This window comes from Pseudomonas sp. MWU16-30323 (assembly GCF_020515595.1).
Lineage (GTDB): Bacteria > Pseudomonadota > Gammaproteobacteria > Pseudomonadales > Pseudomonadaceae > Aquipseudomonas > Aquipseudomonas yamanorum.
Map to the genome: position 1 here is coordinate 67935 of NZ_JAIWYM010000010.1, position 16884 is coordinate 84818.

General features: G+C 53.4%; 17 protein-coding genes and 1 tRNA gene. 8 read left to right on the top strand and 10 right to left on the bottom strand.

Annotated elements, in window-relative coordinates; genetic code table 11:
* Positions 1-29: 29 nt before the first annotated feature.
* The 4 genes from rfbD to rfbB are packed head-to-tail and all read right to left on the bottom strand — an operon-like array spanning position 30 to position 3404.
* Positions 30-911: a dTDP-4-dehydrorhamnose reductase gene (gene rfbD / locus LIY45_RS14230; protein ID WP_226476700.1), complete on the bottom strand. Its 882-nt coding sequence runs from the start codon at positions 909-911 to the stop codon at positions 30-32.
* Positions 908-1453: a dTDP-4-dehydrorhamnose 3,5-epimerase gene (gene rfbC, locus LIY45_RS14235; protein WP_226476701.1), complete on the bottom strand. Its 546-nt coding sequence runs from the start codon at positions 1451-1453 to the stop codon at positions 908-910. Before rfbC ends, rfbD begins: the two co-directional genes overlap by 4 nt.
* Positions 1450-2325, bottom strand: coding sequence for a glucose-1-phosphate thymidylyltransferase RfbA (gene rfbA, locus LIY45_RS14240; RefSeq protein ID WP_226476702.1), 876 nt, complete (start codon positions 2323-2325; stop codon positions 1450-1452). The genes rfbC and rfbA overlap by 4 nt, the downstream gene beginning before the upstream one ends.
* Positions 2322-3404, bottom strand: a complete 1083-nt coding sequence (gene rfbB / locus LIY45_RS14245) for a dTDP-glucose 4,6-dehydratase (RefSeq protein ID WP_226476703.1) — start codon at positions 3402-3404, stop codon at positions 2322-2324. Before rfbB ends, rfbA begins: the two co-directional genes overlap by 4 nt.
* Positions 3405-3793: 389 nt before the next feature.
* On the opposite strand from rfbB, the gene aguB reads away from it, so the two are divergent.
* The 8 genes from aguB (at position 3794) to LIY45_RS14285 (ending at position 10429) form a co-directional block, all read left to right on the top strand.
* Positions 3794-4672: an N-carbamoylputrescine amidase gene (aguB, locus tag LIY45_RS14250; RefSeq protein ID WP_226476704.1), complete on the top strand. Its 879-nt coding sequence runs from the start codon at positions 3794-3796 to the stop codon at positions 4670-4672.
* A 6-nt stretch (positions 4673-4678) separates the two neighbouring features.
* Complete coding sequence (aguA, locus tag LIY45_RS14255; protein ID WP_226476705.1) at positions 4679-5785, top strand: agmatine deiminase; 1107 nt, start codon at positions 4679-4681, stop codon at positions 5783-5785.
* Between the two features lie 244 nt (positions 5786-6029).
* Positions 6030-6242 carry a hypothetical protein gene (locus tag LIY45_RS14260; RefSeq protein WP_017478139.1) on the top strand — a complete coding sequence of 71 codons (213 nt, stop codon included), beginning with the start codon at positions 6030-6032 and terminating at the stop codon, positions 6240-6242.
* Positions 6243-6355: 113 nt separating this feature from the next.
* Complete coding sequence (locus LIY45_RS14265) at positions 6356-7063, top strand: DsbA family protein (protein WP_226476706.1); 708 nt, start codon at positions 6356-6358, stop codon at positions 7061-7063.
* A gap of 273 nt (positions 7064-7336) precedes the next feature.
* Entirely contained in the window at positions 7337-8623 is a 1287-nt protein-coding gene (locus LIY45_RS14270; RefSeq protein ID WP_226476707.1) for an OprD family porin, read from the top strand.
* Between the two features lie 201 nt (positions 8624-8824).
* Positions 8825-9040 (top strand): 4-oxalocrotonate tautomerase family protein, encoded by a 216-nt coding sequence (locus LIY45_RS14275; protein ID WP_003218111.1) that lies wholly within the window; start codon positions 8825-8827, stop codon positions 9038-9040.
* On the top strand, positions 9037-9687 hold the full coding sequence (locus LIY45_RS14280) for a DsbA family oxidoreductase (protein WP_226476708.1): 651 nt from the start codon (positions 9037-9039) through the stop codon (positions 9685-9687). Before LIY45_RS14275 ends, LIY45_RS14280 begins: the two co-directional genes overlap by 4 nt.
* Positions 9688-9718: 31 nt before the next feature.
* The gene (locus tag LIY45_RS14285; protein WP_226476709.1) at positions 9719-10429 is read left to right on the top strand and encodes an SDR family oxidoreductase; all 711 of its coding nucleotides are present in this window, start codon (positions 9719-9721) and stop codon (positions 10427-10429) included.
* A gap of 167 nt (positions 10430-10596) precedes the next feature.
* Here the strand turns inward: LIY45_RS14285 and LIY45_RS14290 are convergent, their stop codons facing one another.
* The 6 genes from LIY45_RS14290 to LIY45_RS14315 all read right to left on the bottom strand — a co-directional run bounded on the left by LIY45_RS14290 (position 10597) and on the right by LIY45_RS14315 (position 16779).
* On the bottom strand, positions 10597-10878 hold the full coding sequence (locus tag LIY45_RS14290; protein WP_178912698.1) for a DUF3077 domain-containing protein: 282 nt from the start codon (positions 10876-10878) through the stop codon (positions 10597-10599).
* Between the two features lie 832 nt (positions 10879-11710).
* Positions 11711-13627: an antiviral reverse transcriptase Drt3b gene (gene drt3b / locus LIY45_RS14295; protein ID WP_226476710.1), complete on the bottom strand. Its 1917-nt coding sequence runs from the start codon at positions 13625-13627 to the stop codon at positions 11711-11713.
* Entirely contained in the window at positions 13620-14915 is a 1296-nt protein-coding gene (gene drt3a / locus LIY45_RS14300; RefSeq protein ID WP_226476711.1) for an antiviral reverse transcriptase Drt3a, read from the bottom strand. The genes drt3b and drt3a overlap by 8 nt, the downstream gene beginning before the upstream one ends.
* Positions 14916-15088: 173 nt before the next feature.
* Positions 15089-15793, bottom strand: a complete 705-nt coding sequence (locus LIY45_RS14305) for a hypothetical protein (protein ID WP_226476712.1) — start codon at positions 15791-15793, stop codon at positions 15089-15091.
* 505 nt (positions 15794-16298) lie between these two features.
* Positions 16299-16374 (bottom strand) — tRNA-Thr (locus LIY45_RS14310).
* Positions 16375-16542: 168 nt separating this feature from the next.
* Positions 16543-16779, bottom strand: coding sequence for a DUF2790 domain-containing protein (locus LIY45_RS14315; protein ID WP_226476713.1), 237 nt, complete (start codon positions 16777-16779; stop codon positions 16543-16545).
* Positions 16780-16884 lie beyond the last annotated feature (105 nt).

Below are 16884 nucleotides of genomic sequence, written 5' to 3' on the forward strand. Positions count from 1 at the left end.
GTGCGCCTGTGGGTACAGGCGCATTATGCCTAGTGCTGCTCGGCAAGACACTCGCGCAATGCGTCGTGCCACTGCGGTTGTGAGACGTGCCACTGTTGTTGCAGACGGCTGCAATCGAGGCGCGAGTTCAACGGGCGCTTGGCGGGCGTTGGATAGGCGCTGGAGGGAATCGCTTCAAGTTCGGCGCAGGCACGGCCGTTGGCCTTTAGATGCTCGCCGATGGCCTGGGCAAAACCGAACCACGAGGTCTCGCCTTGGGCGCTCAGGTGGTAGACGCCCCAGTCTCCGGCCTGGCCGGCTTGCCAGCGTTCGATCAAGGCGCGGGTGCTGTGGGCGATGGTCCCGGCCCAGGTTGGCGCGCCAATCTGGTCGGCGACGATGCGCATCTGCGGCTTTTCCTGCAGCAGGCGCTGCATGGTCAGCAGGAAGTTCTTGCCGTGGGTCGAGTAAACCCAACTGGTGCGCAGAATCAGGTGTTCACCGCCGACTGCGGCGATTGCCTGTTCACCGGCCAGCTTGCTCGCGCCGTAGACGCCCAGCGGGTGGGTGGCGTCGTCTTCGTTGTAGGGCGCGGCCTTGCTGCCGTCGAACACGTAGTCGGTGGAGTAATGGATCAGCGGGATGCCGAGCGCCTTGGCTTCCTCGGCGAAAATACCGGGCGCGGTGGCGTTGATGGCGAAGGCCACGTCCGGTTCGCTTTCGGCTTGATCGACGGCGGTGTGGGCGGCGGCGTTGATGATCAGGCCCGGGCGATGAGCGTGCACTTGCTGGCGAATCTGCTCGGGATGGCTCAGGTCCAACTGGTCGCGGCCCAGCACGATCAACTCGCCCAGGCCCTGGAGGCGCTGTTGCAGCTCCCGGGAGACCTGGCCGTGTTGGCCGCTGATGAGGATTTTCAACGGTGCGTTCATGGAAAGAGGTCGGCCTCTTGCAAGCTTTTACCGGCCTGGTCCTTGGCGGACAGTTGCGGCGTCTCGGCCAGTTCCCAGTCGATGGCCAGCGTCGGGTCGTTCCAGAGGATGCAGCGCTCGGCACTCGGCTGGTAGTAATCAGTGGTCTTGTAGAGGAACTCGGCGTAGTCGCTCAGCACCACAAAGCCATGGGCAAAACCTTCCGGTACCCACAGCTGGCGATGGTTGTCGGCTGAAAGCCGCACGCCCACCCACTGCCCGAAATTGGGCGAGCTGCGTCGAATGTCAACGGCCACATCCAGCACTTCGCCGGCGGTGACGCGCACCAGTTTGCCCTGGGTATGTTCGAGCTGGTAATGCAGGCCGCGCAGCACGCCTTTTTGCGAGCGCGAGTGGTTGTCCTGCACGAAGTCACGCTTGAGCCCGGTGGCCTCTTCGAAGGCACGGGCGTTGAAGCTTTCGTAGAAAAATCCGCGCTCGTCACCGAATACTTTCGGTTCGATGATCAGTACGCCCGGCAACGTCGTGTCGGTGACCTTCATTTGCGCTCCCCGGCCAGTGAATACAGGTATTGGCCGTAGCCGGTCTTGCCAAAGTACTTGGCCCGTTCCAGCAAGTGATCACGGTCGATCCAGCCGTTCTCGTAAGCGATTTCTTCCAGGCACGCCACTTTCAAACCCTGGCGGTGCTCGATGGTCTGCACATACGTGGAGGCTTCCAGCAGGCTGTCGTGGGTGCCGGTGTCGAGCCAGGCGAAACCACGGCCGAAGCGTTCTACATGCAGGTCGCCGCGCTGGAGGTAGGCGTTGTTGACGTCGGTGATCTCCAATTCGCCACGTGGCGATGGCTTGACCGCCTTGGCGATCTTGATCACGTCGTTGTCGTAGAAATACAGGCCGGTTACCGCGTAGCTCGACTTCGGCTTGGCGGGTTTTTCCTCGATGGAAAGCGCGCGCCCCTCGCTGTCGAAATCGATCACGCCGAAACGCTCTGGATCCTTGACCCAGTAACCGAACACCGTGGCACCGGACGGGCGCTCAGCAGCCGTGCGCAGTTGGTCGCCGAAGTGTTGGCCGTGGAAGATGTTGTCGCCCAGGATCAAGCACACTGGATCATCACCGATAAACTCTTCGCCAATCAAGAACGCCTGAGCCAGACCGTCCGGGGACGGCTGCTCTGCATAGGTGAAGCGCACGCCAAACTGGCTGCCGTCGCCCAACAGGTTGCGGTATTGCGGCAAGTCCACCGGGGTGGAAATCAGCAGAATGTCCTTGATCCCGGCCAGCATCAGCACCGAGATCGGGTAGTAGATCATCGGCTTGTCGTACACCGGCAGCAGCTGCTTGGAAACGCCCAGGGTAATGGGGTGCAAACGGGTGCCGGAGCCACCGGCCAATACGATTCCCTTCATCATGCGATCAAATCCTTAACGTCAGTGTTGCCCAATCGTTCGCCCTGATAACTGCCGTCCTGGACCCTGCGGCACCATTCCAGGTTATCGAGGTACCACTGCACGGTTTTGCGCAGGCCGGTTTCAAAGGTTTCTTCGGGCACCCAGCCCAGCTCGCGTTCGATCTTGCTGGCGTCGATCGCGTAGCGCTGGTCGTGGCCCGGACGATCCTTGACGAAGGTGATCAGGTCGGTAAATTTTTCAACGCCGGCCGGACGCTGAGGCGCCAGCTCTTCCAGCAGGCCGCAGATGCTGCGTACCACGTCGATATTCTTCTGCTCGTTATGGCCGCCGATGTTGTAGGTCTCGCCCACCACACCTTCAGTTACCACTTTGAACAGCGCGCGGGCGTGGTCTTCGACAAACAGCCAGTCGCGCACTTGCAGGCCATCGCCATACACCGGCAACGGTTTACCCGCCAGGGCGTTGAGGATCACCAGCGGGATCAGCTTCTCGGGGAAGTGAAACGGCCCGTAGTTGTTCGAGCAGTTGGTCAGCAGCACCGGCAGGCCATAGGTGCGCTGCCAGGCGCGTACCAGGTGATCGGACGCAGCCTTGCTCGCGGAGTACGGCGAGCTGGGCGCGTAAGGCGTGGTTTCGGTGAACAGGTCATCGACGCCATGCAGGTCGCCATACACTTCATCGGTGGAAATGTGGTGGAAGCGGAAGGCACTTTTCGCCGGCTCTTCCAGCTTCTGCCAATAGCCGCGCGCAGCCTCCAGCAAGCTGTAGGTGCCAACGATGTTGGTCTGGATAAAATCCGATGGGCCGTCGATTGAACGGTCCACATGGGACTCGGCCGCCAGGTGCATGATCGCATCAGGCTCGAAGCGCGCCAGCACGGCGCTGACGGTGGCCTGGTCGATGATGTCGGCCTGGACGAACTCATAGCGGCTGTTGTTCGCGATGCTGGTCAGCGACTCAAGGTTGCCTGCGTAGGTCAGTTTGTCCAGGTTGAGCACTTCGTGCTCGGTGTGTTGAATCAGGTGCCGGATCAGAGCAGAACCGATGAATCCGGCGCCGCCGGTGATAAGAATGCGCATGTCGGAAGCCCTTTTCCTTAGACGGACATTAAGCGAATGGAGCATAGCTTGAGTTGTGGCGCGAGACGGTGCAAGGGGCGATGGCAATTTGCGTGCCGAAACACCGCATTTGCGGGCTGCATAACCTCCGTCAACAACGGCGATATAAGCGAATGGCGATATAAGCGCCTGGTAAAGACACCGGGGGGCGTCACATGTTGCTCGCCACGTTGATTCATCGTGCCAGTCTGCCATGCCCGCACGTCGGGCCGGGGGAGGCTGTAACAATAAACTCGATTGTTATCGGTAAAATTTGAACATTTTTCGATAAGCGGATATTTATTAGCTTCAAAAGCCGATTTTTATCCGCTATAAAGGCGTCCACTTGCCCGCCGCCGAGGAGATGATTCATGAGCCGTATCGTTACCGTTGCCGCGACCCAGATGGCCTGCTCCTGGGACCTTGAAGCCAATCTCCAGACCGCTGAAAGGCTGGTGCGTGAGGCCGCAGCCAAGGGCGCGCAGATCATCCTGATCCAGGAGCTGTTCGAGGCGCCGTACTTCTGCCAGAAGCCGAACCCGGACTACCTGCAACTGGCGACCACGGTTGAAGACAACATCGCGATCAAGCACTTCCGGAAAGTCGCCCGGGAACTGCAGGTGGTGCTGCCCATCAGCTTCTATGAACTGGCTGGCCGCGCGCGTTTCAACAGCATTGCGATCATCGATGCCGACGGCTCCAACCTCGGGATTTATCGGAAAAGCCACATCCCGGACGGCCCGGGCTACCATGAAAAGTATTACTTCAACCCTGGCGACACCGGTTTCAAGGTGTGGAATACCTGCTACGCGAAGATCGGCGTGGGCATCTGCTGGGACCAGTGGTTCCCGGAGGCCGCCCGCAGCATGGCGCTGCAAGGCGCGGAAATCCTGTTCTACCCGACCGCCATCGGCAGCGAGCCCCATGACAAGACAATTTCGTCCCGCGACCACTGGCAGCGGGTACAGCAAGGCCATGCCGGCGCCAACCTGATGCCGCTGGTCGCCAGCAACCGCATCGGCAATGAAGAGCAGGACGGCTACGACATCACCTTCTATGGCTCGTCATTTATCGCCAACCCGTTCGGCGAAAAAGTAGCAGAACTCAACGAAACCGAAGAGGGCATCCTGGTGCACCGCTTCGACCTCGATGAGCTTGAACACATCCGCAGCGCCTGGGGTTCGTTCCGCGACCGCCGTCCGAACCTGTATGGTGCGCTTAAAACCCTCGACGGTTCCCTGGAGTCCTGAATCGCCATGACCACTTTGCACAGCACCCCCCGCGCCGACGGCTTCTACATGCCTGCCGAATGGGCGCCACAGACCCAAACCTGGATGATCTGGCCCGAGCGCCCGGACAACTGGCGCCTGGGCGGCAAGCCGGCGCAAGCCGCCCACGTGGCGGTGGCCAAGGCCATTGCACGTTTTGAACCGGTGACCGTGGCGGTCTCGGCCGGCCAGTACGAAAACGCCCGGGCGCGCCTGGACGTGCCGAATATTCGCCTGGTGGAAATGTCCAGCGACGACGCCTGGGTACGTGATACCGGGCCGACCTTCGTGATCAACAACAGCGGTGAAGTGCGCGGTGTGAACTGGGACTTCAACGCCTGGGGCGGTTTTGACGGCGGCTTGTACTCGCCGTGGAACCGCGACTCCCAGGTGGGCGGCAAGATCCTCGAGATCGAGCGCAGCCCGCGTTATCGCACCGAAGGGTTTGTGCTGGAAGGCGGTTCGATCCACGTCGACGGCGAAGGCACCCTGATCACCACCGAAGAATGCCTGCTTAACCGCAATCGCAACCCGCACCTGCAGCGTGAGGAAATCGAAGCGGTGCTCAGCGCCAACCTGGCGGTGGATAAGATCATCTGGTTGCCGGATGGCCTGTTCAACGACGAAACCGACGGGCATGTGGATAACTTCTGCTGCTACGTGCGCCCGGGCGAAGTGTTGCTGGCGTGGACCGACGACCCGCAAGACCCGAACTTCGCACGCTGCCATGCCGCCATGGACGTGCTGCAAAGCAGCACCGACGCCCAGGGCCGCTCGTTCACAGTGCATAAAATGCCGATCCCGGGGCCGCTGTACGCCACCGAGGAAGAATGCGCCGGCGTGGACCCGGTAGACGGCACCCAGGAGCGCAATCCCACGGTGCGGTTGGCCGGTTCCTACGTCAACTTCCTGATCGTCAACGGTGGCATCATCGCGCCGAGCTTCGATGACCCGCTGGACAGCCGCGCCAGGGAGATCCTGCAGAGCCTGTTCCCGCAGCACGAAGTGGTGATGGTGCCGGGCCGCGAACTGTTACTGGGGGGCGGCAATATCCACTGCCTGACCCAGCAACAGCCGGCCCCGCACAAAAACTGAGTGCACTTGTAACAGCCTGATGCCGGGTTGAACGGCAATCGAGCGCGCTACGGTATGCGCGCTCACACCAAGCCCACGGCCCGTCAGGTTCGTGGGCTTTTTTTGTGTCCAGGTCCCCACAAACCGGGCACATTGGCATAGCTCTTGTATCGCTGTTGGGACATAGAGCACGGTGTATGACTAAGCGGTTCTGTCATAAACCTTGAGTAAGTTAGCCGCTCAAGCAGTCGGAGAGAGCGCTGAAATGAATGCCGATATCAACCTGATGTACACGCGCACGTTCCACCCTTTGCGGGTGAACGGTGACGCGATTCATGCGCTGGCGCTCTGGTTGAAGGAAAACGGTTCGAGGCAGATCAGGACGCCCGACCCGCGCCGGGTGATGAGCGAACGGTACCCGGTGGGGTTGTTCAGCGAGGATGAAGTGCAGGCGTTGTGTGAGTTGATGCAAGACTGAAGAGGACAGGGATATTCGACCGATTCTCGAAACAGTCTGAAAGCCAATCCAGGGTTTTTCCTAACTGTGCGTGAGACTAATCTGGCGGGCATCAACGTCCATCGGAGCCCGTCATGTCGGCAGCCACGCTTCACTACATTTACGACCCGCTGTGCGGTTGGTGTTACGGCGCCGAGCCGCTGCTGAACGCTGCCCGTAGCGTGTTACCGATCCAGTTGCACGGCGGCGGCATGATGACCGGCGCCAATCGCCAATCCGTATCGCCACAGTTGCGTGACTACGTCATGCCCCATGACCGGCGCATCGCCGAGTACACCGGGCAACCGTTTGGCGAGGCGTATTTCGAAGGCCTGCTGCGGGACCACGACGCGGTGTTCGACTCCGCCCCGCCGATCAGCGCCGTGCTGGCCGCAGAAAAAATCGCCGGTCGAGGCCTTGAACTGCTGGCACGTTTGCAAACGGCCCACTACGTCGAAGGTCGCCGAATCGCCGATCACGACGTGCTGCTGACCCTGGCCGAATCCATCGGTTTGGATCCTCGGGCCTTCAACGCCGCCTTCAATGAAATCCTGGGTGCTGAAACTCAAGCGCACATCAATGACAGCCGCCAATGGCTGGCAAAAATCGGCGGCCAGGGCTTTCCCACGTTGGCCTTGGAGCAGAATGGCCAGTTGCAATTGCTCGACATCAGCCCTTGGCTGGGCAAGCCTGAAGCCTTTTCTGAATGGCTGAGACAAAGAGTCGCAATTTCGACTCAACCCACCCAATCGAGTGCACCAATGTGTGGCGTGCAGGGGTGTGAAGATCCAAGAAGCGCTTGATAGAGCCTTGCGCGATGATGGCTATTTAATGTTTCTTAGACTTTTTTAGCCTAAATACAGAAGATTCACGAAATTGACACACGGTAAAGGGCGCGGATAGGATTCGCCCCAACGCCTGTGGCTAACCGCCATGACTTCTCCAATAAAAAAAGGCCCGCGGCATTTTGAGTCGTCCGCGGGCCTTTTTTTATCTGGGAAAAGTCGACACCAGAAAAGCGACACGGAGCCTGGTGTCACAGCGCGTACTCAACCAGTAATAAGGAATATAAGAAAATGTTGAAGCAACGGATGGGGCTGATCGCTCTGGGGATTTTGAGCGCTACGCAAGCAATGGCTGACGACCAATCCCAATCGAAGGGTTTTGTTGAAGACAGCCACCTGAACATCGCGGCACGCAACGCGTACATCAGCCGCGACTACAAAAACGGCAAGCAAGACAAAGCTGAATGGGGCCAGGGCTTCATCGGCAAGTTCGAGTCCGGCTTCACCCAAGGCACCGTCGGTGTGGGTGTGGACGTGATCGGCCAATACGCCATTCGCCTGGATGGTGGTAAAGGTCGCAGCGGCGCTGGCGGTATCGACTTCTTCAAGCAAGGCGACAGCGGCGAAGCAGCCAACGACCTGGCCAAGGGCGGCGCTGCCGTCAAGGCACGCATCTCCAACACCGTGATCAAGTACGGTGATCAGATGCCAGCCGTGCCGGTCCTGGAATACGACAACTCCCGCCTGTTGTCCGAAACCTATACCGGTACCTCGATCGTCTCCAAAGAAATCGCCGGCCTGCAACTGGACGCTGGTCACTTCACCAAGGAAGCTCGCAAGAGCGCCGAGGGTTCCGACAGTGGCGCGCTGAAAAGCATCGACTACATCGGTGGTAGCTACAAATTCACCGAAAGCCTGTCGGCAGCGCTCTACGCTTCCAACATGCAGGACGTGCTGAAGAAGCAATACGTCAACGTCAACTACGTGCTGGCACTGCCAGAGAAGCAATCGTTGACCTTCGACTTCAACGGCTACAAAACCAAGCTGGACCGTAGCTTCGCCCTGGAAAACCAAGGTGACGCCGACGCTCGCGACAACAAAATCTGGAGCCTGGGCGCCACCTGGGCCGTTGGCCCGCACAGCTTCACCGTGGCTCACCAGCGCAGCACCGGTGACACCGGTTACCTGTACGGCGGCTACCGCAACGCAGGCGGCATCGGCGACGGTGGCAACACCATCCTGCTGGCCAACTCCTACTGGTCTGACTTCAACGGCAAGGACGAGCGCTCCTGGCAAGCAGGCTACGGCCTGGACTTCAGCGCCTTCGGCGTGCCTGGCCTGACCTACAACATCGCTTACGTGCGCGGCACCAACATTGACGACGGTTCCAACCGCGGCAGTGGCACCGAGCGTGAGATCTTCAACCAGTTCAAATACGTGGTACAGAGCGGCCCGGCGAAAGACCTGAGCCTGCGTGCCCGTGCGTCGTGGTTGCGCGTTTCCAACAACGCCAGCAACTACAACGTGGGTGGTAATGAAGTGCGTCTGTACGCCGACTACCCGATCAACGTTTTCTAATTGATTCGGCGTCGCGCCTGATTCAAGGCGATAAAAAACCCCGACTGGTTCGGGGTTTTTTTATGCCTGCGATCCGGGCTATTGATTACACCGCATCACTAATGAAGTACTCCGCCCCACCTTTATCCACTTCAAGCAACCTCATAAATTGGCCTCACTGCCTGCCCACCACACCGATGGGCACGTCACTGGAGCCTTGCCATGCCATTTGTCAGCGTACGTATCACCCGCGACGGCGTCACCTCGGAGCAGAAAGCCCAGGTCATTGCCGAAATCACCGAAACCCTCGAACGCGTCCTTAACAAACGCCCCGACCTGACCCACATCGTCATCGAAGAAGTCGACACCGATAACTGGGGCTACGCCGGCATCACCACCACCCAGTACCGCAAGCAGCTCGCGGAAAATCCGTCATGAGCACGCCCGTCACCATCGACTTCATCTCCGACGTGGTCTGCCCGTGGTGCGCCCTGGGCGCCACTGCCCTGGAACAAGCCATCGACAACCTGGCGGGCGAAGTGAAGGTTGAACTCACCTTCAAACCCTTCGAACTCAACCCCGACATGCCGGCCGAAGGCGAAAACGCCGTCGTCCACATGATGCGTAAGTACGGGCGCAGCGCTGAAGAAGTTGCCAGCGGCAAAAGGATGTTGATGGAGCGGGGCGCGGCCATCGGTTTCAGCTTCGACCTGGAAAAACGCAGCCACTTCTACAACACCTTCGACGCGCATCGGCTGTTGCTGTGGGCGTTGCAGCAAGGGCGGCAGATCGAGCTGAAAAAGGCGCTGCTGCGCGGGTTTTTCAGCGATGGCCAGAACGTCAGCGACCACGAAACCCTGGCTCGTTTAGCCGCCGAAGCCGGGCTGGAGATCGAAGGCGCACGAACGGTGTTGGGCTCTGCCGCTTATGCCAATGAAGTGCGCGAGCTTGAAGCGTTCTACCGCGAGCGCGGCATCAACTCCGTGCCGGCCATGGTCCTCAACGGCCGCCAGTTGGTCTCCGGGTCGCAATCCGTCAGTGATTACGAACAGATGCTGCGGGAAATGTCCGCCGCGGCTGCTTGAATCATCCCCTTTTCTATATAGAGGTTTCATCATGAGCAATTCGAAAAAAGTCGTTGTGATCACCGGCGCATCCCAAGGCCTCGGCGCGGCGGCGGTCAAGGCTTACCGCGAGCTGGATTACCGCGTGGTTGCCACCTCCCGGTCGATCAAACCGTCGACAGATCCGGACATCCTCACCGTGGCGGGCGACATCGCCGACCCGGCCACCGCCGAGCGCGTCATCCGCGAAGGCGTGGCGCGTTTTGGCCGCATCGACAGCCTGATCAACAACGCCGGGATCTTCGTCGCCAAACCCTTCACCAGCTACACCCACGAAGACTACGTGAGCGTCCTGGCCGTGAACCTCAACGGGTTCTTCTACATCACCCAACTGGCGATTACCGAGATGCTGAAACAGGGCGCCGGGCACATCGTCAACATCACCACCAGTTTGGTGGACCACGCGATTGATGGCGTGCCATCGGTGCTGGCTTCGCTGACCAAAGGCGGACTCAACTCGGCGACCAAATCCCTGGCGATTGAATACGCCAAGCGCGGGATTCGAGTGAATGCGGTGAGCCCCGGGATTATCAAGACGCCGATGCATGGCGAAGAGACGCATGCGGCGTTGGGTAGCCTGCATCCGGTTGGGCATATGGGAGAGGCGCGGGATATTGCGCAGGCGATTGTGTACCTGGAATCGGCTGGGTTTGTGACCGGGGAAATTCTGCATGTGGACGGTGGGCAGAGTGCTGGGCACTAAGCGATACGGCTGAATAAAAAACGCCCCGAACCGGGATGGTTCGGGGCGTTTTTGTGGGTGACGGCTTCAAGCCAGACACTCTAGAACAAACAACAACGATCAAATGTGGGAGCCGGGCTTGCCCGCGATGGCGATGGCCCAGCCAACACACTCACAACCTGACACACCTACAGATTATTGCCCGGCGACTCTAACACCTTCACCACATCATCAATCACCGCCTTGCTCATCTCCTGCAGATAGTGCGAAGCCCAGGCGTATCGGTCCGTATCCCGAATCATCGCCGCATCCTCTGCCAGCAGCTTGGCCACATGCAGCAAATCGGAAACGTGAGACAGCGCTTCCCGCAGGGAAACCCCGCTGTTAACGCGGAACAAAGGCTGATCAGAGTGAAACGAGAAAGGGGTAACGCCGAGGGTAGTGAAGCCAGACGGATTTGGAGCGCTCATCGGTAAAACTCCCATATCAAGTGAGAGCTACCACGTTCGTTATCAGGCGAATGGGTGGCAGCTGTGCGCAGGCTGATAAACCGGAGATACAGGAACCCGGCAGACCCGAAGGTCTCCCACGCACAGCCGCCATTGCACGAAATGGTGGGCGTAAAAAAAACGCCTGCACATCGTGGTTGTGGGGCGCTGTTGCGCCTGCATCTTGCCGGGTTATCAGGCCCGGTCGCTGAATTGGCAGCGACCGGAGGAGGGTAGCGTGGTGGTGGATTGGGTGCAACTGGGCAGAGTGATGGGAGTTCAGGGGAGCAACTGACTTGTAATCAGTAGGTCCCGGGTTCGACTCCTGGTGCCGGCACCATATAAAACGAAGCCCTCGCAGAAATGTGAGGGCTTTGTTGTTTCTGGGGTGTCCCTACCGCAGATCCTGATCCGGCAGCCTCACTACTTTCCTGCTGATCACCTACCTGCTCCCACGCCCCTCTGCAATCCTTTCGAAACCTCACCTTCTGTAACCACGATCGCATCGATCTTTGCATGCGAAATTTTGGGTTGAGACGGAACAGCGCAGGGATGGGGCTGGTAATAATTAGGAGTCTCAGATATGAGGAAAAACTGCTTAGAGTAGTTCTTAGGGAGAATATTTTTCTATGAAGAATCAACCTTATGATTATAATAAGTTGGCTGCGGCCAAACTGGCCGCAGTCAACTTTTGCTTGAGGAGGCTATGTGTGTGTGCAAAATTAATTGCTCAAGACTCTGTGTAAACGCAATTTCTTGCCTCATTATCCCGTATTGAGTGGCACTCTTCTCAGGCCCTTGGATTCTACTTGAATCAGTAAGTGAATTTCAATCCTTTTTTGTCGATAGCTCTCTGCAGATCGATTTTATTATCCCAGTTAGTAAACCAGATTTTGGAGAGTGATTTTAGAAAATCATTTATTTTATTCTTGTTGGGGATGTCGTACTGCTCTAAGACGACTAAAAGTAATTTTTTCTTAAAGTTGTCCAAAATGTACGGGCATGACATGCAGTCCAGTAGCAAATGAATCGTATTCGATTCGATGGCTCGGCGGTCACGCATTATTGTAGCTTCAATTTTTTCTAAGATTTCTTCTTTGAGGACTTTGTATTGAGGGTTGTTCTTGATGTAATGCAAAAATGTGACGGTTTCGAAATAACAAAAATTATGTGTAGAACTTATTTTGTCATATAAGGATTTTAACTTCTGAGGCGCTAATAAATATTCATACCCTAACGTGGATAGAAGCGTAATTATGTTTAAAGACTCAACTTTGCAATCATCTTTTTCGTCATAAATCATCAAATCCAAAAACAAAATGCTTTCGTCTAGTATTTTTTTCTTTATGTTGTTTTCGTGGTCGTACGAAAGATTTTTAGATAGGTCAAGGCAGATTGCTGATATTTGAATTACAAGATAAGTTACCCTGACCCTTGGCGTCATAGAAAGAATAAAAAAGCAGAGTTCAAGAAGGATGTATATCAGATTGAATATGCTTTCCCGATCAGTATCGCCAGCGGAAGCTATGCTTTTTATCTTATTCACTTTTTTGCAGATTCGACTTAGAGCAATGCCTGCTACACCGGAGTAATCAGTTGCATTGGAAAATAATATTTGCTTGAACTCTTGGATTAAGCGGTTGGCTTTTTTTGATGGCGAGCCTTTACAGATAACGGTGTGTTTTTCTTCTTCTGATTTTATTATATGCTGATCAATGAAATTGTTTATGAACGATCTTGTTTCGCTTTTTGCGATAGTCAGAGATGTCATGAATGGTGTGGTGTATGTATTAGTTTTGCTTTCATTGATGTGCAGCTTGTAGGACTCTAGGTTCTCTTTGAATTTTTTGAAGATTTTCTTGCAGGTCTCTTCCTTCTTCGAAAAAACAAAATAATCGTCAACGTATCTCTTGACAGTGTAGTCACGTCCCAAATCCAAACCATCTTGTTTTAGGTTGGATATAGTATCTATGTCAATGCGCTGTAGTATTATTTCGGAGAATATTCTTGAGGTTTCGGGGCCGATAATTATTCCATTTGTTTCTCCGTGATTGGAATTCCTGATAATTTCGTCAAATTTGTTTTCAAAAGACACTCCGTTATGGTTATCTTTGGCGAAGCTCTTGTTTTTAACCGCCCAGGCTATTGAGTGAGTGTAGATTGAGTCAAAACACTTTGAGATATCAAACCTCATTAAGAAGTTAAATTTTTTCTCGATTCTATGATATTCGTAAGATTCGTAAAATTTATACAAGAAGTTGTATTTGTTGTATGCGAAATAGGAACTCGCATGAGGTATGTTTAAACTATCATAGCCATCATTTATTTCCTTCGCTTCCGGATTGATGTCTACATCTTTTTGTGCGGTTTCGATGTCGTAGAAAAAACCAGCGATCTTCACTGGAGCTCTAAGGGAAATCTTGCTCCTAGAACAAAGGGAAGTAATCAAGACGTCGTAGTCTTTGTAAAAGTCTATGTAGTCCAGTTGCGATGTCGGGTGAGGAAGGCTGAGACTGCGAGCTCCAAGTGTATCCTTTTTTATTTTGTAGGGGAGGGGGATCTTCCAGTTATTACCTCTTATCGAAGTAAGTAGGTTTGTTGTATGCAAATCTTCAGTCTTTATATGTTCATAAAACCCCTCGTTGTTAAATATTACGGGAACTTCATAGGGAGTGGTTTCAGTTAGCAAGACTCTACTAAAGTCTCCCTTGTTGATCCTGGATTTAGGCATTTTTCCAGCACTCCTTTATGGCATTAAGCTTTTCTTCGCCAACTTTATAGGTGATTTTGTTTTTGAATCCAGACCGAAATGAAAGTCGCCCTAGCTGAGAGCGCTCAGCACTAGATATGGATTTGGATAATGCTCTCCCTAATGAGCCACTTTTGCTGTGGATTGCTTTCCTGAAGAAGTTTGTAAGTTCCAACAACGCTGGGTCATCTATGCTTAAAAGTGGATAGTTGTAATATATCCCACTTCGAATTTTGAAGTCGCCCTTAATGCTAAATTCACAGTTTCCAGTTAAAAAATGAATTCTGTCTTTCAATAGTTGAAAGTTAGGTGTCTTGCAATGATCGAGTAGCGCTAAAATTGTTCTTGTCTTAATTCGATTTATTTTTCTTTCTGCTAAAGAGATAGTGATTTTTTTTGGTTTTTTCTTATCTTCTTTCTTTGGATTTTTTGGAATGTCGGAAAAAGTGAAGTTATACCCTAGATAATCCAAGGTTATATTTTTTTGTGCTTCCGGCTCGCATGCGCAAAACGCCCTGCACTTGCAATTATTATTGCATGCGCAGTTTAGAATGCACCTGCAAATAATAGGGTGATATTTGCTTTTTTTATTGTGAGTTTTAAGCCCGACAGGAAGAGTTTTTTGAATCTGTTGCTCGCCTCCGGTTACTATGTCTTTATACGAGAATATAATGATGTCATCTACATATCTAGCGTAGTAATAAACACCACTGAGACTTCTGACTGCACTATCAAATTCGCGCATATGTATTTCTGTTAAGGTAGAGCTTATGTTTAGTCCTCTGGGGATGTGGGAAGGGACTGAGGGGTGATTTTGAATCGCTCTTAATATTTTCTTCGATGTTGGTGATAAAAGTGTTTCTTCGAAAATTGGCTCAAGCACGGTTTCTAAATTTATGCTTTCATAAAAACTTTTGATGTCTAGTCGTATAATGTATAAGGGGTTTATTTCTTGGAGTAATATGTAAACTTGCTTAGTGATCTCTCTGCGGTTCGATTGTTTTGCACCATAAATACGCTTCAGATTGTCGTTGAGTTTTCTTAGAATTAGCGTTTCTTTTAAGTTTTTGATACGTACTATCGATTTATTTTTTATTTCGGACTCGGTGATACTTTCAAATTTAAAGTCTCGACTATCCACCGCATAGCTCAGATCGGTCAAGATTTTCTGTTCGTCTTCGAAAGAATTTTGCTTTTTTAATTTCCGCTGATCACGTTTGCTGTGGAGGAATTTTTTGAGGTTGTCAGGTGAGAAATTCTGATTCAGCATAGCTTTCTCTTTTGTCAGTTAAGTTTGCGATGGCTGGATTATAATTATTATAACTACATTAGTTTTTTGCTCAAAAGTACTGTCTGACCTGTTGGAGTGCTTAGTTGAAATCGGTTTTTCGGTACAGAGCGCTTTACTACCGAGCTTAATCAGTTTTTAGGGTGCCTGACGTTTCATAATTGTATTACACGTACCTTTCTTTTTTCTTTTTTTGAGTCGCGCCAAACCTCTACGCGAAATTGTTGGCCAATAGGTGGTTCTGGCTTAGGGCGCGGTGAGCGCGGCAGACGTTTTTTATTGCTGATTTGTAGAAACACGTCTTGCTCAAAAGTGTTTAGAGGTAACTTTAATTGCTTTGCTAGTAGAGGTGTTTTTTCAAATGATTTTTTCATTTCATTCATGAAATCTGGCTCGGATTTCGCTTCGTCGCCGAAGATGACTTCAGCCTCAAGCATTGCTTGCTCAGCCGTAATTTTTCCTTGCTGAACTTTAAAAAATAATCGTTGTAACTCGCCTAAAGAACCACTATTTTTTTTGATTCTTGGTTTGACTTCATTGTACGAGAAAGGCGTAGTCGCGTGAGTAGCCAGAAAATCGCCTATTGAGCTTATTTGGCCTTGTATTGTTTGAACTCCCGATATGAACGAGCCATATTGGCCTATGCCCATATAAAGTGCGTAAAGAGCTGCTGCAATTTTAGCCCCACCTTTTATTGAGCCCTCTTCAACTTCAAGCGCAAGTGCATAATCTGGGATTTTTAATACTTGTTCTACATATGCCTCCCACTCATCGAACAACTTAGTCGAATATTTTTCGAACTCATGCCGTGGCAGGCTCGGTACGTCAATATAAAAATCTGTGGCTCCGAGATCGATCATGTTTCATCCATGTACTGTATTGACGTACCCTAACTTATATTAGGCGACATGCTATGTCGCATCCTAATGCGCCATAGGCGACTCGATCCTTTTCGAGCATTTCTAGCTGTAGGCTATCGTTTTGCCAGTATGGTGTCCACTGACGGCTTCTGGCCGCTTTCTGACCTTCGTCTAGCGGCAGAACTGCCAGGGTTTTCCTAAGCGATGAGTGAGTAATTGCATGGTCAGCAAATAGTAATAGCGCGTCGATTCAGGGAGCGTAAAGGGGACTAGCGTAAAGGGGACGGATTTATTTATCGCTCTGCGCTGTTCCGTCTCAACCCAAAATTTTGCATGCAAAGATCGATGCGAGCGTGGTTACAGAAGGTGGGGTTTCGAAAGGATTGCAGAGGGGAGCAGGTAGGTGATCAGCAGGAAAGTAGTGAGGCTGCCAGATCAGGATCTGTGGTAGGGACACCCCAGAAACAACAAAGCCCTCACATTTCTGCGAGGGCTTCGTTTTGTATGGTGCCGGCACCAGGAGTCGAACCCGGGACCTACTGATTACAAGTCAGTTGCTCTACCAACTGAGCTATACCGGCGTGTTAGGGCGACGATTATAGCGATTGGCAAGCTTCTGTAAACCCCTGAATTCTGACTATTTTTGCAGGCACAGAGGTTTTCTTGCATCCAGCTCATTTTGACCACTGAGGATGGCTTCCTCAGCCCGAAGGCCATCAAGGGTCAGCCCGTAAAAGAATGTGTATCGATCAGCTGCCTTGGTTACACGAATCCGCAAACTTCATGTACTCAAACACCTGCTTCTGCCCATGGGAATCCAGGTACGTCATCCGCGCATTCACCACGCCGCACGCCGCGCCGCCATTGTCCACGGTCGACAGCACTTGCTGAATATCCAGTTTGGGGCTGGCTTCGGCCTGGGCCGAAAAGGCGGCGATGTTGAGCAAGGCAAACAGGCAGCTGGCAATGAAGGTGTTCCGGTTCATGGTGGTGTCCTCTGAGGTTCAATAAGGTGTGTTGCGTTGGAGCCTATTGAGCGCCTGGGAGGTATCCGGCCTGTGTCACGCACCTCTGGGTTTTGCCTCGGTATG

Bases quoted from the DNA above. Each gene is read 5' to 3' on its own strand.
- rfbD (WP_226476700.1), bottom strand. From the start codon at position 911: ATGAACGCACCGTTGAAAATCCTCATCAGCGGCCAACACGGCCAGGTC.
- rfbC (WP_226476701.1), bottom strand. From the start codon at position 1,453: ATGAAGGTCACCGACACGACGTTGCCGGGCGTACTGATCATCGAACCG.
- rfbA (WP_226476702.1), bottom strand. From the start codon at position 2,325: ATGATGAAGGGAATCGTATTGGCCGGTGGCTCCGGCACCCGTTTGCAC.
- rfbB (WP_226476703.1), bottom strand. From the start codon at position 3,404: ATGCGCATTCTTATCACCGGCGGCGCCGGATTCATCGGTTCTGCTCTG.
- aguB (WP_226476704.1), top strand. From the start codon at position 3,794: ATGAGCCGTATCGTTACCGTTGCCGCGACCCAGATGGCCTGCTCCTGG.
- aguA (WP_226476705.1), top strand. From the start codon at position 4,679: ATGACCACTTTGCACAGCACCCCCCGCGCCGACGGCTTCTACATGCCT.
- LIY45_RS14260 (WP_017478139.1), top strand. From the start codon at position 6,030: ATGAATGCCGATATCAACCTGATGTACACGCGCACGTTCCACCCTTTG.
- LIY45_RS14265 (WP_226476706.1), top strand. From the start codon at position 6,356: ATGTCGGCAGCCACGCTTCACTACATTTACGACCCGCTGTGCGGTTGG.
- LIY45_RS14270 (WP_226476707.1), top strand. From the start codon at position 7,337: ATGTTGAAGCAACGGATGGGGCTGATCGCTCTGGGGATTTTGAGCGCT.
- LIY45_RS14275 (WP_003218111.1), top strand. From the start codon at position 8,825: ATGCCATTTGTCAGCGTACGTATCACCCGCGACGGCGTCACCTCGGAG.
- LIY45_RS14280 (WP_226476708.1), top strand. From the start codon at position 9,037: ATGAGCACGCCCGTCACCATCGACTTCATCTCCGACGTGGTCTGCCCG.
- LIY45_RS14285 (WP_226476709.1), top strand. From the start codon at position 9,719: ATGAGCAATTCGAAAAAAGTCGTTGTGATCACCGGCGCATCCCAAGGC.
- LIY45_RS14290 (WP_178912698.1), bottom strand. From the start codon at position 10,878: ATGAGCGCTCCAAATCCGTCTGGCTTCACTACCCTCGGCGTTACCCCT.
- drt3b (WP_226476710.1), bottom strand. From the start codon at position 13,627: ATGCCTAAATCCAGGATCAACAAGGGAGACTTTAGTAGAGTCTTGCTA.
- drt3a (WP_226476711.1), bottom strand. From the start codon at position 14,915: ATGCTGAATCAGAATTTCTCACCTGACAACCTCAAAAAATTCCTCCAC.
- LIY45_RS14305 (WP_226476712.1), bottom strand. From the start codon at position 15,793: ATGATCGATCTCGGAGCCACAGATTTTTATATTGACGTACCGAGCCTG.
- LIY45_RS14315 (WP_226476713.1), bottom strand. From the start codon at position 16,779: ATGAACCGGAACACCTTCATTGCCAGCTGCCTGTTTGCCTTGCTCAAC.